This is a genomic window from Agromyces sp. CCNWLW203 (genome assembly GCF_036576125.1).
Classification (GTDB): domain Bacteria; phylum Actinomycetota; class Actinomycetes; order Actinomycetales; family Microbacteriaceae; genus Agromyces.
Genome location: NZ_JAZHYX010000006.1, coordinates 189,714 through 206,671 on the forward strand (window position 1 = coordinate 189,714; position 16,958 = coordinate 206,671).

The 16,958-nt window shown below is 70.1% G+C and carries 15 protein-coding genes; 1 reads left to right on the forward strand and 14 read right to left on the reverse strand.

Annotation, left to right across the window (positions count from 1 at the left end; all coding sequences use genetic code 11):
• Positions 1-131: 131 nt before the first annotated feature.
• The 13 genes from VPH61_RS14730 to VPH61_RS14790 all read right to left on the reverse strand — a co-directional run bounded on the left by VPH61_RS14730 (position 132) and on the right by VPH61_RS14790 (position 15,279).
• On the reverse strand, positions 132-1,055 hold the full coding sequence (locus VPH61_RS14730; RefSeq protein ID WP_332064261.1) for an FtsQ-type POTRA domain-containing protein: 924 nt from the start codon (positions 1,053-1,055) through the stop codon (positions 132-134).
• Between the two features lie 130 nt (positions 1,056-1,185).
• Entirely contained in the window at positions 1,186-2,589 is a 1,404-nt protein-coding gene (gene murC, locus VPH61_RS14735) for a UDP-N-acetylmuramate--L-alanine ligase (RefSeq protein ID WP_332064262.1), read from the reverse strand.
• Between the two features lie 103 nt (positions 2,590-2,692).
• Positions 2,693-3,793: an undecaprenyldiphospho-muramoylpentapeptide beta-N-acetylglucosaminyltransferase gene (gene murG, locus VPH61_RS14740; protein WP_332064263.1), complete on the reverse strand. Its 1,101-nt coding sequence runs from the start codon at positions 3,791-3,793 to the stop codon at positions 2,693-2,695.
• Positions 3,790-5,058 carry a putative lipid II flippase FtsW gene (ftsW, locus tag VPH61_RS14745; protein WP_332064264.1) on the reverse strand — a complete coding sequence of 423 codons (1,269 nt, stop codon included), beginning with the start codon at positions 5,056-5,058 and terminating at the stop codon, positions 3,790-3,792. Before ftsW ends, murG begins: the two co-directional genes overlap by 4 nt.
• Positions 5,018-6,559 (reverse strand): UDP-N-acetylmuramoyl-L-alanine--D-glutamate ligase, encoded by a 1,542-nt coding sequence (gene murD / locus VPH61_RS14750; RefSeq protein ID WP_332064410.1) that lies wholly within the window; start codon positions 6,557-6,559, stop codon positions 5,018-5,020. Before murD ends, ftsW begins: the two co-directional genes overlap by 41 nt.
• Positions 6,559-7,656 (reverse strand): phospho-N-acetylmuramoyl-pentapeptide-transferase, encoded by a 1,098-nt coding sequence (mraY, locus tag VPH61_RS14755; protein ID WP_332064265.1) that lies wholly within the window; start codon positions 7,654-7,656, stop codon positions 6,559-6,561. Before mraY ends, murD begins: the two co-directional genes overlap by 1 nt.
• 43 nt (positions 7,657-7,699) lie before the next feature.
• A complete protein-coding gene (locus VPH61_RS14760) occupies positions 7,700-9,112 on the reverse strand; it encodes a UDP-N-acetylmuramoyl-tripeptide--D-alanyl-D-alanine ligase (protein WP_332064266.1) in 1,413 nt (470 codons plus the stop codon).
• Complete coding sequence (gene murE / locus VPH61_RS14765; protein ID WP_332064267.1) at positions 9,109-10,656, reverse strand: UDP-N-acetylmuramoyl-L-alanyl-D-glutamate--2,6-diaminopimelate ligase; 1,548 nt, start codon at positions 10,654-10,656, stop codon at positions 9,109-9,111. The genes VPH61_RS14760 and murE overlap by 4 nt, the downstream gene beginning before the upstream one ends.
• 13 nt (positions 10,657-10,669) lie before the next feature.
• A complete protein-coding gene (locus tag VPH61_RS14770; RefSeq protein WP_332064268.1) occupies positions 10,670-12,478 on the reverse strand; it encodes a peptidoglycan D,D-transpeptidase FtsI family protein in 1,809 nt (602 codons plus the stop codon).
• A gap of 28 nt (positions 12,479-12,506) precedes the next feature.
• The gene (locus VPH61_RS14775) at positions 12,507-13,097 is read right to left on the reverse strand and encodes a hypothetical protein (protein WP_332064269.1); all 591 of its coding nucleotides are present in this window, start codon (positions 13,095-13,097) and stop codon (positions 12,507-12,509) included.
• On the reverse strand, positions 13,094-14,047 hold the full coding sequence (rsmH, locus tag VPH61_RS14780) for a 16S rRNA (cytosine(1402)-N(4))-methyltransferase RsmH (RefSeq protein ID WP_332064270.1): 954 nt from the start codon (positions 14,045-14,047) through the stop codon (positions 13,094-13,096). The genes VPH61_RS14775 and rsmH overlap by 4 nt, the downstream gene beginning before the upstream one ends.
• A 104-nt stretch (positions 14,048-14,151) precedes the next feature.
• On the reverse strand, positions 14,152-14,583 hold the full coding sequence (mraZ, locus tag VPH61_RS14785; RefSeq protein WP_332064271.1) for a division/cell wall cluster transcriptional repressor MraZ: 432 nt from the start codon (positions 14,581-14,583) through the stop codon (positions 14,152-14,154).
• 309 nt (positions 14,584-14,892) lie between these two features.
• Positions 14,893-15,279 (reverse strand): DUF3040 domain-containing protein, encoded by a 387-nt coding sequence (locus VPH61_RS14790; RefSeq protein ID WP_332064272.1) that lies wholly within the window; start codon positions 15,277-15,279, stop codon positions 14,893-14,895.
• A gap of 74 nt (positions 15,280-15,353) precedes the next feature.
• On the opposite strand from VPH61_RS14790, the gene VPH61_RS14795 reads away from it, so the two are divergent.
• Positions 15,354-16,466, forward strand: a complete 1,113-nt coding sequence (locus VPH61_RS14795; protein ID WP_332064273.1) for a polyprenyl synthetase family protein — start codon at positions 15,354-15,356, stop codon at positions 16,464-16,466.
• A 51-nt stretch (positions 16,467-16,517) separates the two neighbouring features.
• Here VPH61_RS14795 and VPH61_RS14800 read toward each other — a convergent pair whose 3' ends face one another.
• Complete coding sequence (locus tag VPH61_RS14800; RefSeq protein ID WP_332064274.1) at positions 16,518-16,856, reverse strand: Rv2175c family DNA-binding protein; 339 nt, start codon at positions 16,854-16,856, stop codon at positions 16,518-16,520.
• Positions 16,857-16,958: the final 102 nt, after the last annotated feature.

Below are 16,958 nucleotides of genomic sequence, written 5' to 3' on the forward strand. Positions count from 1 at the left end.
TAAAGTTTTGCTGAGTATGCAATTCCTGTGATGACGGTAGGCTCCCGGCGGCCTCTGCCGTGAAAGGCGCGCCCGCGTGTCGCGAACCGCCCGGCGGATCGGCGGGGATCCGACCTGATTCGATGCTCGGGCTACCGCGTGACGGCGCTCGCCGGCGACGAGACGTCGTACTCGCCGACCGTGTCTGGCGGCGCAGCGGCCATGAGCCGCGCGAGCACGGCCGCCTTCGCGGCCGACTCCTCGGCACTCCCCCAGACGACGGTCGCCCCGCTCGACAGCTCGAGCCGCACGTCGTCCGCGGTCTCGGCGGATGCCCCGATGAGCTGCCCCCGCACTTCGGCGGGCAGGCTCCGGATCACGGCGGCCGCCGCCCTGAATCCCTCGCCCGCGACGCCGTCGGTGACGATCAGCGGCTGCCCCTCCGGGCGCTCCTCGGGGCGCTCGATCACGACGCCGGCGGCGTCGACGAGCTCGAGTCCCGACCCCGTGTCGACGACGCCGACGGGCACCCGCTCGACGATGCGCACGACGAGCGTGCCCGGCGGGATCGTCTCGGTCGAATAGGTCTCGATGAGCGGGAACGCCGACAGCGCCGCGAGCACGTCGGCGCGCGCAATGAGCGGCAGGGGCGTGCCGAGCGTGTCGTCGAACGCGGCCTGCACCTCTGCGGCCGGGATCCGCGAGGCACCCTCGACCCTGACCTCGCGGAGCGCCATGAGCGGCGAATACGCGCCGACGGCGACCACGACGACGAGCGCGACGATCGAACCCAGCACGACCGACCACACGATCCGCCGTCGCCGCGAGCGCTTCGTGAACCGCCGCACCTCCTGGCGTTCGTACCTGCGGCGCTCCCGGCTCGCCGCGGCGAGTTCGCGTCGGGCAGCTCTCGCGCTCTTCGGAGCGGCCGGGGTCTCCGGGTTCGCCGCCGCGTCGTCGGCCTTCTCCGACGAGATACCCGTGTCGAGCGGGCTCTGCAGCGGCGCGGCGACGATCGCGATCGGCTCCGTGGAGACCTCGTCGGCGACGGCGGCGCGCCGGTCGGGCGGCCGCACGTCGGAACCGGCCGAGCGAGTCGAACGAACCTCGGGCGACCGCGCCTCGTCTGCGGCCGGACGAGGCGCACGTGGCGCGCGCTGCGCCGGTCCGTCGAACCCCTGAGGCCGTTTCACGCGGGCTCCGGCGTCATCCGCGCTCGCGCTCGAGCGAACCGAGCAGCTGGGGCACGATGCGGTAGACGTCGCCGCAGCCGAGCGTGATCACGAAGTCGCCGTCGCGGGCGATGCGGGCCGCGTAGTCGGCGGCCCGCTGCCAGTCGGGCTCGAAGGCGACGTGCGCCGGGTCGGCGAAGCGCTCGCTCACGAGCGCGCCGGTCACCCCTGGCACGGGGTCTTCGCGCGCGCCGTACACGTCGAGCACGACGGTCTCGTCGGCGTACTGCTCGAGCACCTCGGCGAACTCCTTGGCGAAGGTCTGCGTGCGGCTGTACGTGTGCGGCTGGTGCACGGCGATGATGCGGCCCTCGCCGACCACCGTGCGTGCCGCGGCCAGCGCGGCGGCGACCTCGGTGGGGTGGTGCGCGTAGTCGTCGTAGACGCTCACGCCGCCGACCGTGCCGTGCAGTTCGAAGCGGCGGCCGGTGCCCGCGAATCGCGCGATTCCGGCGAGGGATGCCTCGGGGTCGAAGCCGAGGCCGACGAGCACCGCGAAGGCCCCCGCCGCATTGATCGCGTTGTGCAGCCCGGGGATCAGCAGGGTGGCCCGGTAGGTCGCGCCGGCGTAGTCGACGGCGAAGGAGACGGGGCCGTCGGTCTCGACCGAGTGCACGCGCACCGTGGCATCCGCTGCCTGGCCGAAGGTGACGACGCGCTCGTGCGAGAGCCGCTCGGTGACGCGCTTGGCGCCCGCGTCGTCGGACGAGACGACGACGAGCTCGCGTGCACCGTCGCCGAACGAGACGAACGCCTGCTCGAACGCGTCGCGCGAGCCGTAGTGGTCGAGGTGGTCGGGGTCGACGTTCGTGATGAGCGCGACCGAGGTGTCGTAGAGCAGGAAGGAGCCGTCGGACTCGTCGGCCTCGACGACGAACAGTTCGCCGGCGCCCGCGGCCGACGAGACGCCGAGCCCCTCGATGACGCCGCCGTTGACGAAGTTCGGGTCTTCGCCGAGGGCGAGGAGGCCGGTGACGATCATGCCGGTCGACGTGGTCTTGCCGTGGGCGCCGGCGACCGAGACGAGGCGTCGGCCGGCGATGAGCGCAGCGAGGGCGAGCGAGCGGTGCAGCACCGGCAGGCCGCGCTCGAGCGCGAGGCGGTACTCGGGGTTGTCCTCCCAGAGCGCACCGGTCACGACGACCGTGTCGATGTCATCGCCGAGGTTCGCGGCGTCGTGGCCGATCGCGATCTCGGCACCGAGTTCGCGAAGGGCGGCGATGTTGGCGGAGTCGCGGACGTCGGATCCGGTGACGCGGTGGCCGTCGCCGAGCATCAGGCGGGCGATGCCGCTCATGCCGGATCCCCCGATGCCGACGAAGTGCACGGCGCCGAGTTCGGCGGGGATCTGGGCGGAGAGGTCGGGCTTGATCGTCACGGTTGCTGCGATTCTTCCTGGCTGCGGTCGAGTGCGGACTGGTGCGAGGCGCCGAGGCGCCGGTTTCGAGCGAGCGGCTGCCGCGGCATCCGCTCACTCAACGTTACGCGCCTTGCGGGGTGGTGCCGCCTGGCTCGCCGAGCGCCTCGTCGACGAGGGCGACCATGCGGTCGGTGCCGTCGCGGAAGCCGGCTGTCGCGGCGGCCGTCGCCATCGCCCGGAGTCGCTCGGCGTCGGCGAGCATCGGCAGCAGGCTCGCGTCGACCCATTCGGGCACGAAGTCGGCATCGTCGACGAGCACCGCGCCCCCCGCGGCGACCACGCCCGCGGCGTTGAACCGCTGCTCGCCGTTGCCGACCGGGTACGGCACGAAGACGGCGGGGATCCCGAGCGCCGAGAGTTCGCAGACCGTCGCGGCGCCGGCACGGGAGACGGCGGCGTCGGCGAGAGCCAGGGCGAGGTCCATGCGGTCGGCGTACTCGACCATGCGGTAGCCGGCGACGCCCGGGGCGACGACCTCGGACTTCGCACCGGTGACGTGCAGCACCTGCCAGCCGATCGCGGTGATCGCGGCGGCCGAGTCGACCATCGTGCGGTTGATGCGCCGGGCACCGAGTGAACCGCCGGTGGCGAGCAGCACGGGTCGCGATGCGTCGAGGCCGAAGTGGGCCGCGGCCTCGACCCGAAGGGCGGCCGGGTCGAGCGTCTCGATCTCGCGACGGAGCGGCATGCCCACGAGTCGCGCGCCGGGTAGCGGTGTGCCCTCGAACGCGATGCCCACCGTCGCGGCGAAGCGCGCTCCGAGCCGGTTCGCGAGACCGGGGCGGGCGTTCGCCTCGTGGATCGCGACCGGAACGCCGGCGCGTCGCGCGGCGAGGTAGGCCGGTGTCGAGACGTAGCCGCCGAAGCCCACGACGACGTCGACGCTGCGCTCGTCGATGATGCGGCGCACCGCGGCGATCGACTGCCGGAACCGCGCCGGGAACGCCACGGCGGCCCGGTTCGGGCGACGAGGGAACGGCACCTTCGCGATCGTCAGGAGCTCGTAGCCGCGAGCGGGCACGAGCCGCGCCTCGAGGCCCTCGGCAGTGCCGAGCACGAGCACGGTCGCCTCGGGGTCGCGTTCGCGCAGTCGATCGGCGACCGCGAGCAGCGGGTTCACGTGGCCGGCGGTGCCCCCGCCGGCGAGGAGGTACGTCGTCATCGCGCGGTCCGCGAGGTCGAGGGCCGGCCGCTCTTGCGGGCGGCGGCACGGGCTGCTGCGCGCGCCGGCGCCTCGGGGTCGCGTGCGACCGACAGCACGATGCCGATCGCGAAGAGCGTGGTGAGCAGCGCCGTGCCACCCGCGGAGACGAGCGGCAACGGCACGCCGAGAATGGGGAAGACGCCGAGCACGACACCGATATTGACACACGCCTGGCCGATGATCCACACGAGCACCGCAGCGGATGCCGCGCGGCCGAACTGGGTGCGCGCTCCGCGGAGCACCCGCCCCAGCGCGATGGCGAGCATCACGAACATCGCGATGACCACGATCGCGCCGATCAGGCCGAGCTCCTCCCCGATGATCGCGAAGATGAAGTCGTTGTCGGCGGCGGGCAGCCACGACCACTTGGCCGCCGAGTTGCCGAGCCCGACGCCGAACACGCCGCCGTTCGCGAGGGCGAACGAACCGTGCTGGATCTGCCAGCAGCCGCTCATGGCGTCGCCCGTGCCGCCGCTCTCGCAGTTGGCGTCGAGGAACGAGGTGATGCGCTCCATGCGGCTCTCGCTCGAGACCGCGACGAGCACGAAGACGATGATGGCGGCGAAGATCGGCGGCAGGAGGAGCCGCAGCCGCACGCCGATGAGGAACAGCGCGCCGAGCAGCATCGCGCCCATGACCATGACCGTGCCGAGGTCGCCGCCGAGCAGCACGAGGCCGATCGCACCGCCGCCCACGAGCACGATCGGCAGGATGCCGTGCACGAAGTCGCCGAGCAGCGCCTCCTTCTTCGTGACGATGAGCCCGAGCCACATCACGAGCGCCACCTTGATGAGCTCGGACGGCTGGAACTGCAGCGGCCCGAGCTGGATCCAGTTCGTGTTGCCGCCGACCTCGATGCCGAGCGGCGTCGCGACCACGAGCAGCTGCAGTGCGCAGGCGACGATGAGCGTCGGCCAGGCGAGCCGCATCCAGAACTTCTCGGGCATGCGGCTCGCGATGAGCATGATCGGGATGCCGAAGACTGCGAAGAGCCCCTGCCGGAGCGCCTGCGCGAAGAAGCTCTCGTCTTCGAGGTGCGATTGCACGACGGAGGCGGAGAGCACCATCACGAGACCGAAGACGACGAGGAAGAGGGTCGTACCGAGCAGCAGGAAGTAGTCGGCCGACTCGACGCGGAAGACGCGACCGAGGCGGATCCTGGAGGCGGAGACGCCGGTGCGCTCAGGCTCCGGGGAGCGGTTCGCGCGGGGCGGGGTCGCCATCCGCCTCACCTCCCAGCATCGATCCGACTGCGTCGTGGAACCGCCGTCCGCGATCGCCGTAGTCGGCGAACTGGTCCATCGACGCCGCAGCGGGCGCGAGGAGTACGGTGTCGCCCTCTTCAGCGACCGCCGCGGCCAGTGCGACCGCGTCGGGCATCACCGTCTCAGTGTCATCCGTGACCACTTCGAAGAGCGGCAGCTCGGGCGCGTGTCGGCGGAACGCCGCGACGAGCGCGGCCCGATCGACGCCGATCACGATCGCGGCGCGGAGGCGTGCGACGTGCGCGGCGACGAGCGCATCGGCGTCGACGCCCTTCAGGAGCCCGCCCACGATCCAGACGACCGTTCCGAACGCCCGCAGCGACGCCTCGGCCGCGTGCGGATTCGTCGCCTTCGAGTCGTCGACCCAGCGGATGCCGCCGGAGACCGCCACCGTCTCGATGCGGTGCGCGTCGAGACGGAAGGTGCCGAGGGCGTCGTGGATCACGCCGACCGGCACGCCGAACGAGCGCGCGAGGGCGGAGGCCGCGAGGATGTTCGCCACCACGTGGGGGGCGGCGAGACCTCGAGGTTCGAGTTCGTCGAGCGTGATGATCTCGAGTGCGGCGGAGCGCCGGTCGTCGAGGAACGCGCGGTCGCAGAGGATGCCCTCGACCACGCCGAAGTCGCTCGGTCCCGGGACGTCCAGCCCGAAGCCGATGGCGCGGGCACCCTCCTCGACCTCGGCGTCCTCCACCATGCGGCGCGTCGCCTCGTCGGCGCGGTTGAACACGCACGCGACCTTCGTGTTCTCGTAGACGGTCGCCTTCGCGGCGCGGTACGCCTCGAACGAGCCGTGCCAGTCGAGGTGGTCGTCAGCGATGTTCAGCACGGTGCTCGCCCACGGGTGCACGGCGCCCGGACCGGATTTCGGCAGATGGTGCAGCTGGTAGCTCGAGAGCTCCACGACGAGCACGTCGAAGCCGCCCGGGTCGCGCACCGCGTCGAGCACCGGCACCCCGATGTTGCCGCACGGGGCCGCGCGCAGGCCGTTCGCGGCGAGGAACGTCGCCGCCATCTGCACGGTCGTGGTCTTGCCGTTCGTGCCGGTCACGAGGATCCACTCGGCGGTGTTGACCTTGTCGCGCACGCGCCACGCGAGTTCGATGTCGCCCCAGACCGCGATCGACGACTCGGCCGCCCAGGTGAGCACGGGGTGGTCGGGGTGGAACCCGGGCGAGGCCACGATGAGCTCGGGCGCGAAGTCGACGACCTCTGCCGGCACGGCATCGAGCGGATGACGCAGCAGACCGGCCCCGATGACCTCGAGGATGCGCGCCCGGTCGTCGTCGACCTCTGGTGCGACGACGAGCACCGATGCACCGAGTTCCGTCAGGGTGTCGGCGACGGCGAACCCCGTGACGCCGAGACCCATGACGACGACGCGGAGGCCGCGCCAGTCGGCGTTCCAGCTGGTCAGCGCATCGAGGCGATCGGCGAGAGGTGAAGCGGCATCCGTCATCAGCTCTGCAGCCACTCGAAGTAGAACGCCCCGACGCCGGCCGCAACGAGCAGGCCGCCGATGATCCAGAAGCGCACGACGATCGTGACCTCGGCCCAGCCCTTCAGCTCGAAGTGGTGGTGGATCGGACTCATCAGGAAGATGCGCTTGCCGTGCGTGAGCTTGAAGTAGGCGCGCTGCACGATGACCGAACCGGTCTCGATCACGAACAGGCCGCCGATGAGGATCAACAGCAGTTCGGTGCGGCTGACGATCGCGAGGGCTGCGAGAGCTCCGCCGAGGGCGAGCGAGCCGGTGTCGCCCATGTAGATCTTCGCCGGGTTGGTGTTCCACCACAGGAAGCCGATGAGGCCGCCGACGATCGCGGTCGCCACGATCGCGATGTCGAGCGGGTCGCGCACGTCGTAGCAGCGGTACTGGTCGTCGGGGTTCAGGCCGGGAGAGCCGCACGCCTGGTTGAACTGCCAGAAGCCGATGATGACGAACGAGCCGATCGCGAGGATCGAGGCGCCGCCGGCGAGTCCGTCGAGCCCGTCGGTGACGTTGACCGCGTTCGAGGTGCCGACCGCGAGGAGGCAGATCCAGATGACGTAGAGGATCACGCCGACGATCGTGCCGAACACCATGAAGTCGAGCGGCAGATCTCTGATGAACGAGATCTTCGTGTCGGCGGGAGTGACCCCGCGATCGTTCGGCCACTGGATCGCGAGCAGTGCGAACGCGCCGGCGATGATCACCTGCCCGGCGACCTTCGCCCAGCCGCCGAGCCCGAGACTCTGCTTCTTGCGCGTCTTCAGGAAGTCGTCGATGAAGCCGACGACCCCGAGGCCGACCATCATGAACAACACGAGCAGGCCCGACGCCGTCGGCTTCTCGTCGCTCACGAGGAGCGTCGCGACGAAGTACCCGAACAGGGTGCCGAGGATGAAGATGATGCCGCCCATGGTGGGCGTGCCGCGCTTGACGTGGTGGCTCTGCGGCCCGTCGTCGCGGATGAACTGCCCCCAGCCGAGCCGTGTGAACAGCCGGATGAACAGCGGGGTCAGAAACAGCGTGAAGGCGAGCGACAACGCCCCAGCGGTCAGCAGTGCTCTCACGCGAACCATCCTCCGAGTCGGATCATCAATGCTGCCGCGCCGCTCATGCGAACCATTCTCCCAGTCGATCGCCCAACAGGCGCAGACCCGCCGAATTCGACGATTTCACCAATACCGTGTCACCGGGGCGCACCGACGACGTGACGAGGTCGAACGCCTCGTCGGCGGACTCGACGAAGGCGGATTCGCCGTCCCACGAGCCCTCGTTGATCGCCGTGATGTGCAGGCGCCGTGCGCCGGCACCGACGACGACGAGCTGCGAGATGCCGAGGCGCACAGCGAGCAAGCCGATGCGATCGTGCTCCTCGCCCGAGAACTCGCCGAGCTCGCTCATCTCGCCGAGTACCGCGATCGTGCGGGCCTCGGGGTTCCTCACCTGCGCGAGCGTCTTCAGCGCGGCCGACATCGAGTCGGGGCTCGCGTTGTACGCGTCGTTGATGATGGTGACGCCGTCCCGGCCGCCCATGACCTGCATGCGCCAGCGCTCGGCGAGGGTCACCTGCTCGAGGGCGGCGACGATCGAGGCGAGCGGTACGCCGAGTTCGACGGATGCCGCGATGGCCGCGAGTGCGTTCATGACGTGATGCTCCCCCAGCACCGAGAACCGCACGTTCGCGGTCTCGCCCCCGGGGATCGTCACGGTGAAGTCGGTGCCGCGCGCGTGCGCCCTGATGTCGGTGGCGCGCACCTCGGCGGAATCGCCGAAGCCGAACCAGACGACGCGAGCCGCGGTCAGGCCGGCCATGGGTACCACGCGCGGGTCGTCGGCGTTCAGCACCGCGACATCCGTCTCGAGCAGGTCTGTGACCATCTCGGACTTCGCCAGCACCGTCTGCTCGATGCCGCCGAACTCGCCGGCGTGCGCGAGGCCCACCTTCAGCACGATGCCGACGTCGGGCCGAGCCATGCGCACGAGGCGCGCGATCTCGCCGACGCCCGAGGCGCCCATCTCGGCGACGAGGAACTCGGTCTCGTTCGTGAGCTCGAGCATCGTGATCGGCGCGCCGACCTCGTTGTTGAACGAGGCACGGGCGGCGACGGTCGGGCCGACCCGCTCGAGCACGGCGCGGAGGAGGTTCTTCGTGGTCGTCTTGCCGTTGGAGCCCGTGACGCCGACGATGCGGAGCCGGCCGAGGGCGCGCACGCGGCGCACGACCTCCGTCGCGAGGGCGCCGAGGGCGTCGACCGAGTCGGCGACGACGATCTGGGGAACGGGCAGGTCGAGGGCGTGCTCGACGATCAGCAATGCGGCGCCCTGCTCGGCGGCAGTGGGCGCGAAGCGGTGGCCGTCGTCGAACTCGCCGCGCTTGGCGACGAAGACGCCGCCGGCTTCGATCTCACGCGAATCGGTCGTCACGACGCCGTCGACGACGGTGTCGGAGGTCGCCTCGGTGGCGCCCAGCCGGAGCACGCCGTTGACGGCCGAGGCGATCTCGGCCAGCGTCAGGGCGATCATGCGAGCCACCCCGCGTCGCGCAGCGCCTGCCGGGAGTCGTCTCTGGCGGAATACGGGATCTTGACGCCCTTCACCTCGTGGTAGTCCTCGTGACCGGGGCCGGCGTAGAGGATCGCGTCGCCTTCGCCGGCGAGGGCGAGCGCGGCGCGGAAGGCGTCGCGGGGATCGGCGATCTCATGGATCTCGCGGTCGGGCACGGCTGCCCGCGCACCGGCGATCAGCGCGGCGCGGATCGCGGCCGGGTCTTCGAAGCGCGGGTGGAAGTCGGTGACGACGACCACGTCGGCCCCTCGAGCGGCGATCGCGCCCATCTCGGCGCGCTTCGTGGTGTCGCGGTCGCCGTCGGCGCCGAAGACCATGACGACCCGGCCGTCGGTCGCTCGACGAATCGCGCCGAGCGTCTGCAGGAACGCGTCGGGGCTGTGCCCGTAGTCGATGTAGACGACCGGACCGCGGTCGCCCGAGATGCGCTCGGCCCGGCCGGGGATGTAGGCGTCGACGCCGCCGTCGCGCTCGAGCGCCTCGGTGATGCGATCGAGGTCGTAGCCGGCCTCGACGAGCATGACGATCGCGAGTGCGGCGTTCGCGGCCATGTACCACCCGAGGAGCGGCACCTGGGTCTCGAGACGACGGCCGTCGGGGCCGTCGAGCACGAACGAGGTGTGGTCGGCACCCTCGTCGAGAACGGTGATGCGCCAGTCGGCGTCGACACCGCCGACCGAGGTGAGCGTCGTCACCGGGATGCCCGACTCGGCGAGGAGGCGACGGCCCCACTCGGAGTCGACCGTGACGACGCCGCGACGGGCGCGCTCGGGCTGGAACAGGTCGCGCTTGGCCTCGAAGTACTCGTCCATCGAGGCGTAGTCGTCGAGGTGGTCGTGCGTGAGGTTCGTGAACCCGACGACGTCGAAGACGAGGCCGTCGACGCGGTGGCGCGAGAGCGCCTGGGCCGAGACCTCGATGCCGACGGCGCGCACGTCGACCTCGCGCATGCGGGCCAGGAGCGCGTGCAACTCGCTCGCCTCGGGGGTCGTCAGCGAGCTCGTGACGGCTTCGTCGCCGATGCGGCGCTCGGCGGTCGAGGTGAGCCCCGCGACGACGCCGAGCTGGCGGAGGATGCCGTAGAGCAGGTACACGACGCTCGTCTTGCCGTTCGTGCCGGTGACCGCGAACATCGTCGCGGGGTTCTCGGCCGTGCCGTGGATCCAGGCCGCGACGTCGCCGAGCGCGGCGCGCACGTCGTCGGCCACGAGGATCGGCAGGCCGGCATCGGCCGCGCGCTCGGCGCCCGCGGCGTCGGTCAGCAGCGCGACGGCGCCCGCCTCCCGAGCGGCGGCTGCGAAGTCGGCGCCGTGGGCGTTGCGCCCCGGCACTCCGACGTAGAGGTCGCCGGGCGCGACGCTCTTCGAGGAGAGGCCGGCACCGGTCACCTCGAGACCGTCGATCTCGCCGAGCACGGCGAATCCGAACGCTTCGGCGAGGCCGGGAAGCGATCGGGGACTCGGGTGCTTCGGCCGGAGAGCCGTGAGAGGCGATCCGGTCACGAACCCAACTTTCTCACCAGGTTGCTGGCAGCTCGGGCGCCTGGGCGCCGGATGGAACGGTCCGGTACTTCTTCAGCACCTGGCTCATCACCTCTTGGAAGACGGGAGCGGATGCGGCGGACGAATTCATCTTAACGGCATTCATGTAGCTCACCGAAACGACGAACTGGGGGTCATCGGCCGGGGCGAAGCCCGAGACGGAGACGAGATATTCCTTGAGATAGCCGCCGTTGCCGTCGGGCACCTGCGCGGTGCCCGTCTTCGCGGCGACCCGGTAGCCGGGGATGTTCCACTTCTCGGAGAGCCAGGCGTCCTGGTAGACGCGCTCGAGCATCTGGCTGGTCTCGGCCGCAGCTTCCGCCGACACCACCTGCTCGCCCTGAGCCGGTGCGTCGGTCACTGTGCCGTCTTCGCTCACGCAGCTGTCGACGAGCGTGACGGGCATGCGCACGCCGCCGTTCGCGATCGTCTGGTAGACGCTCGCGATCTGCACGGCCGTCGTGGTGAGGCCCTGGCCGAACATCGTGGCGTACTTGGTCTGGTTGTCCCAGTCCTCGTCGGGGTCGCCGTGCAGGTCGCCTGAGGCCTCGGCGGGGAAGCCGACCTCGGTCTCGGTGCCGAGGCCGAACTTCAGCATGTCGTCGTAGCGGGCACGGTCGGTCATGAGCTCGCCGAACTGCGACATCCCGGTGTTCGAGGACTCGATGAGCACGCCGGTGAGCGTGAGCTGCTGGTCGTCATGACGCGAGCTGTCGTTGATGTTCGCGCCGTTCGGGAAGACGATTCGATACGGCGCGACGATCTTGCTGTATGGATCGGCGAGGCCGGCATTGATCACGGACGCCGCGGTGAGGGCTTTGAAGGTCGAACCGGGTTCGAACGGAGCCGTGAATGAGCGCGACCCGCGATCGGCCTTGTCACTGGCTCCGGGGTCGTTCGGGTCGACCGTGGGCACGTCGGCCACAGCGAGCAACCGTCCGGTCTTCGCTTCCATGACGGTGACCATCGCCCACGAGGCTCCGACCGCCTGGCGCTGCGCCTCGGCGATGCGCTGCACCTCCCATTGCAGGTCGGTGTCGATCGTGAGCTTCAGGGTGCCGCCGTCGCGCGCCTGCTTGTGCACGATCTCGGTGCCGGGGATCTTGACCCAGTCCTGCAGGCTGTGCAGGTAGCTGACCTGTCCGTCTTCACTCGCGAGGCACTTGTCCTCACCGAGCTCGAGGCCGGCCCCGGGGTTGCCGTCGGCGTCCATGAATCCGATGAGGTTGCCGGCCACGGCGCCGTTCGGGTAGCGACGGCTCGGGTGCTCGTCGGCGTACACCCACGGAATGCCGAGCGCCTTCACCTGCTCGTAGGTCTCCGTGTCTACCAGCTTCGAGACGTAGGCGTAGTCGGCATCCGGGTCTTCAGCGAGCTCCGACGTGATGATGCCCTGAACCTGATCGCCGGTCAGTCCGACTACCGCCCCGAGCTCCGCCGCGAGCTCGGGCAGCGGCACGACGACGTCTTTCGTCTTTTCGGGGTTCTCGGGATCGGGGACCTCGCGTTCGACGACGGCCTTCGAGGCCTGCTTCGGCGAGAGCACGATGTCGTAGCGCATGACGCTGTCGGCCAGCACCTTGCCGTTCGCGTCCACGATGTCGCCGCGGGCGCCGTAGACAGTGACCGGTTCCGAGCGCGCCTCCTGCGCCTGCTCGTTCAGCTCTGCGGCGCGCACGATCTGGATGTCGATGAGGCGGACGACGAACACGCCGACCAGTGCCACCAGTACGGCGGCGGAGAGCAGGATCCGCCGCATCGGGTGTCGGCTGGTGCGGTTCAAGATTCGGTCCTCGCAAGCGGTCGTGCGGTCAGTGCGTGGCTGGCGTCGGCAGTCCGCCGTCGACGGGTACCGTCGGAGGTCCGCCCGGAGTCTCGGGTGCTGCACCACTCGAGTGCCCGGGAGTGCCCTCGACCGGAGTCTCCCCCGGCTTGTGCTGGGCGCCGGGCGGCACGCCGTCGATCAGTGCATTCGGGACGAGCGGCGCGGATGCCCCTGCGCCGCCCTCGGCCGCCGTCGGCTGGCCGAGCACGGCGCCGTCGGAGAGCCGGAGGTAGACCGGGTCGGAGTTCGGCACCATGCCGAGCCCCTCGGCCTTCGTGGCGAGGAACTGGGGCGATTCGACACGGTCGAGGTCTTCCGAGAGCTTCTGCTCGTCACGGGTGAGCGTCGTCTGCTGCATCTGCAGCGCATCGATCTCGTAGGCGCCCTGAGTGACGGCGATCGAGAGCAGCAGCTGGGCCACGATGATTACCGCGACGCCGCCGAGGGCGATGACCGCGTAGGCGAGCCGCGGCTTCGGCCGAGCGGCTCGTTCGGGCGCCGGCCGGAGACGCCGCTGCGGGCGCTCGGTACCGACGCGCCGGGGTGCCGGGAGCGACTGGGCCTGCACGGCGCTCATGACGGCCTCCGCACTCGTTCGGCGGCACGGAGCCGCACGGGCTTGGCCCGCGGGTTCTCGGCCTGCTCGTCTTCGCTCGCGAGCTCGGCGCCCCGCACGAGGAGCTTGAACTCGGGCCGGTGCTCGGGCAGCTCCATCGGCAGGCCGGCGGGAGCCGACGAACTCGACGCCGCGGCGAGTGAGCGCTTGACGATGCGGTCTTCGAGCGACTGGTAGGCGAGCACGAGGATGCGGCCGCCGACGGCGATCGTGTCGAGCGCGGCGGGCATCGCCCGCTCGAGCACCGACAGCTCCTCGTTGACCTCGATGCGCAGCGCCTGGAACACCCGCTTCGCGGGGTGACCCTGCCGCTGGATGGCGACGGGGGTCGCCGCCTGGATGATCGTGACGAGCTCGGCCGAACGCGTGATCGGGGCATCCGCTCGCGCCCGCACGATGGCCCGTGCGTACCGGGCGGCGAGCTTCTCCTCGCCGTAGTCGAGGAAGATGCGTCGCAGCTCCTCTTCGCTCTCTTCAGCGATCACGTCGGCGGCGGTGCGCCCGCTCGTGAAGTCCATGCGCATGTCGAGCGGCGCATCCTTCGAGTAGGCGAAGCCGCGCTCGGCGCGGTCGAGCTGCAGCGAGGAGACGCCGAGGTCGAAGAGCACGCCCTGCACCTCGCGGAACCCCTCGCCGCGAACCGCGTCGACGATGCCGTCGTAGACCGTGTGCACGAACCGGGCCCGGTCGCCGAACTTCGCGAGACGTTCGCGGGCGATGCCGAGCGCGTCGGTGTCGCGGTCGAGGCCGATGACGGTGAGCTTCGGGAAGCGCTCGAGAAACGCCGCGGAGTGGCCGCCCATGCCGAGGGTCGCGTCGACCATCACGGCGCCGTCGGCCTCGAGGGCGGGGGCCAGGAGCTCGAGCGTGCGCTCGAGCATGACCGGGGTGTGAATGCGTTCGATGTCCATGATTCCGCCTTGCCCTTCGTGGCCTCGGGTTCCGATCCCCATCCGTTCGTCCTGATGCGGGGAAGTGCACCAGGCGCGGCCGGCTGGGAGTCGGAGCCCGAGGACTAGAAGAGTCCGGGGATCACCTCCTCCGCCGTGTCCGCGAAGGCCGCCTCCTGCTCGGCGAGGTAGGTCGCCCAGGCCGTCGCGTCCCAGATCTCCACCCGACTGCCCGTTCCGATGACCGTGAGGTCTCGGTCGAGGCCCGCATAGGCGCGGAGCGTGGCGGGGATGGTGACGCGATGCTGCTTGTCGGGGGTCTCCGCGGAAGCCCCCGAGAGGAAGACGCGCATGTAGTCGCGCGCCTGCTTGCTCGTTACCGGGGCTTGGCGGATCTTGTCGCTCATGTTCTCGAACTCGCGCGCGCTGAACACGTAGATGCAGTGTTCCTGCCCGCGCGTGAGCACAAGACCGGTCGAGAGCTCCTCCCGGAACTTCGCCGGAAGAATGACGCGGCCCTTCTCATCGAGCTTTGGTTCGTAGCTACCGAGGAACACCGCACCACCCCCTTTCCTCCGGCCAGAATCCAGGTAACCCCACTTTACTCCACTCTCATCCACTGATCAACGACATTCGCTCGCTTCAGCGTGTCGAGTACGGAAAGAGGCCTGTGATTACAGGGATTCAGCTGGTGGAGCAGAGTGGAGGGTTTCGGCTCAGAATCCGGTGCCGCCGGGCGCGCGCAGGCGAATCAGGCAGCGGATGTCGCACGCGGCGTGCCGCGCGCACCGCCGAGCGCCACCCGGGCGCACGAAAAACGGGCCGATCCGAAGATCGACCCGTTCAGGTGGTGCGAAGTGGAGGGATCAGCCCTGATCGTCTTGGCGACGGTCCCAGCGCTCGTTCATGCGGTCCATGAAGCTGCCGCCCGAAGTGGCGCGACCTCGGCCGGCGGTCGACGGCTCGGACGGAGCGGCCGTGACAGCACCACGCTTGGACGGAGTGATCGCGACGAGCACTCCCGCGAACATCAGCGCGAAGCCGATGACCCCGATGACGAGGAGCTGCGACGCGACGCCCGCGATGAGCGCGCCGGCACCGGCGACGGCCAGCAGCACACCGAGCACGATGGCCCGGTAGTTCGGTCGACGACCACGAACACCGCCGACTGCTTGCACGAAGTCGGCGTCATTGCGATAGAGGTTCCGCTCCATCTCCTCGAGAAGACGTTGCTCCTGCTCTGAAAGCGGCATCTCATTCCCCTCAGGCTCGGGATCGACGCATCCGAGTCCATTCTAGCCTTGCTCAGCCTCGCTAGGCTAGGCGGGTGGCTCACGGTTCCCGACTGGTCGATATGGTGCACGAACGCATCGAGGGTTTCCTCGCCGAACGCACCTCCATTCTCCGCGAGATCAGCCCCGACCTCGAACCGCTCGACGCGTTCTCAAGGCGATTTCTCAGCGGAGGCAAGCGCTTCCGGGCGCTGTTCTGCTACTGGGGCTGGGAAGCGGTCGGCGCGCGCGGTTTCGACCCCTTCGCTGAAGAGGGCGGTCGCGACCGGTTCCCGGTCGTCTCCGCGGCATCCGCTCTCGAACTCTTCCATGCCGCCGCGCTGCTGCACGACGACATCATCGACAATTCCGACACCCGCAGGGGCGCCCCGTCTGGGCACCGCCTCTTCGAACAGCTGCACGCCGATTCGGGCTGGGCGGGCTCGGCGCCCGAGTTCGGCCGGGCATCGGCGATCCTCCTCGGCGACCTGCTGCTGGGCTGGAGCGACGAGCTGTTCGACGAGGGGCTCGCAGCCCTCCCCGACCTCGATGCCGCTCGCGCGGCCCGCTCTGAGTTCATGCGCATGCGCACCGAGGTGACGGCCGGCCAGTACCTCGACATCCTCGAGGAGCGCGCGTGGCGGAGCCAGGCCGAATCCGAGCAGCGGCTCCGCGCCGAACGCGTCATCGTCTACAAGTCCGCCAAGTACAGCGTCGAGGCCCCGCTCGTCATCGGCGGGGCCATCGCCGGCGCCTCGACGGCTCAGTCCGATTCGCTCCGCGCCTTCGGCCTGCCGCTCGGCATCGCCTACCAGTTGCGCGACGACCTGCTCGGCGTGTTCGGCGACCCCGAGGTCACCGGCAAGCCGAGCGGCGATGACCTGCGCGAGGGCAAGCGCACGATGCTCATCGCGATCGCGAGGGAGCGGCTCGCGCCCGGTCAGCGCCGACTGCTCGACGAACTGCTCGGCGACCCCGAACTCGCTCCCGAGCAGGTCAGGATGCTGCAGCAGACGATCCGCGAATGCGGCGCCGTCGACGAGATCGAGGCGCTCATCACCTCGAACGTCGCCAAGGCCTCTGCGGCGCTCGAGGCGGCACCGATCAGCGGGGACGCACGTGCGGAACTCGGCTCGCTCGCCCGAGCGGTCACCCGCCGCACGAGCTGACGCCGCTCAGCTGCCCAGCTGCAGCGGTTCAGCTGCAAAGCGGTTGAGATGTCAGGCCAGCGCCTGCGCCACGCGACGCACCTCGGCCTTGCGCCCGGCGAGCAGCGCGGCGATCGGCGAAGTGCCGAGGCTGTCCTCCTCGGCGAGCATCCACTCGAGCGCCTCTTCGTCGGTGAAGCCGTTGTCGGCGAGCACGTTCGCCGTTCCGTGCAGTTCGGGCAGCGGAGCGTCGTCGCGCAGGAACACCGAGGGCACCTTGAGCACGCCGTCGACGCGTGCAGCGAGGAGGTAGCGGTCGTCGATGAGTCGACGAATGCGGCTCGGGCTCTGCCCGAGCAGCTCGACGAGGTCGGGAACGGTCAGCCAGTCGGTTTCGGCAGCATCGGTCACGTGTCAAGACTGCCACGAGCCGGGCGTCTTGCGGAACCATCCGATTTCGACACGCTCGCGCACTGCCGCCGATCGCTTCACATGACTCGCGCGGAGGTGTTT

What these genes read in the sequence shown, in the direction of transcription:
- murG (WP_332064263.1), bottom strand. Translation starts at nt 3,793, where the DNA reads ATGACGACGTACCTCCTCGCCGGCGGGGGCACCGCCGGCCACGTGAAC.
- ftsW (WP_332064264.1), bottom strand. Translation starts at nt 5,058, where the DNA reads ATGGCGACCCCGCCCCGCGCGAACCGCTCCCCGGAGCCTGAGCGCACC.
- VPH61_RS14775 (WP_332064269.1), bottom strand. Translation starts at nt 13,097, where the DNA reads ATGAGCGCCGTGCAGGCCCAGTCGCTCCCGGCACCCCGGCGCGTCGGT.
- rsmH (WP_332064270.1), bottom strand. Translation starts at nt 14,047, where the DNA reads ATGGACATCGAACGCATTCACACCCCGGTCATGCTCGAGCGCACGCTC.
- VPH61_RS14760 (WP_332064266.1), bottom strand. Translation starts at nt 9,112, where the DNA reads ATGATCGCCCTGACGCTGGCCGAGATCGCCTCGGCCGTCAACGGCGTG.
- murD (WP_332064410.1), bottom strand. Translation starts at nt 6,559, where the DNA reads ATGACGGATGCCGCTTCACCTCTCGCCGATCGCCTCGATGCGCTGACC.
- VPH61_RS14790 (WP_332064272.1), bottom strand. Translation starts at nt 15,279, where the DNA reads ATGCCGCTTTCAGAGCAGGAGCAACGTCTTCTCGAGGAGATGGAGCGG.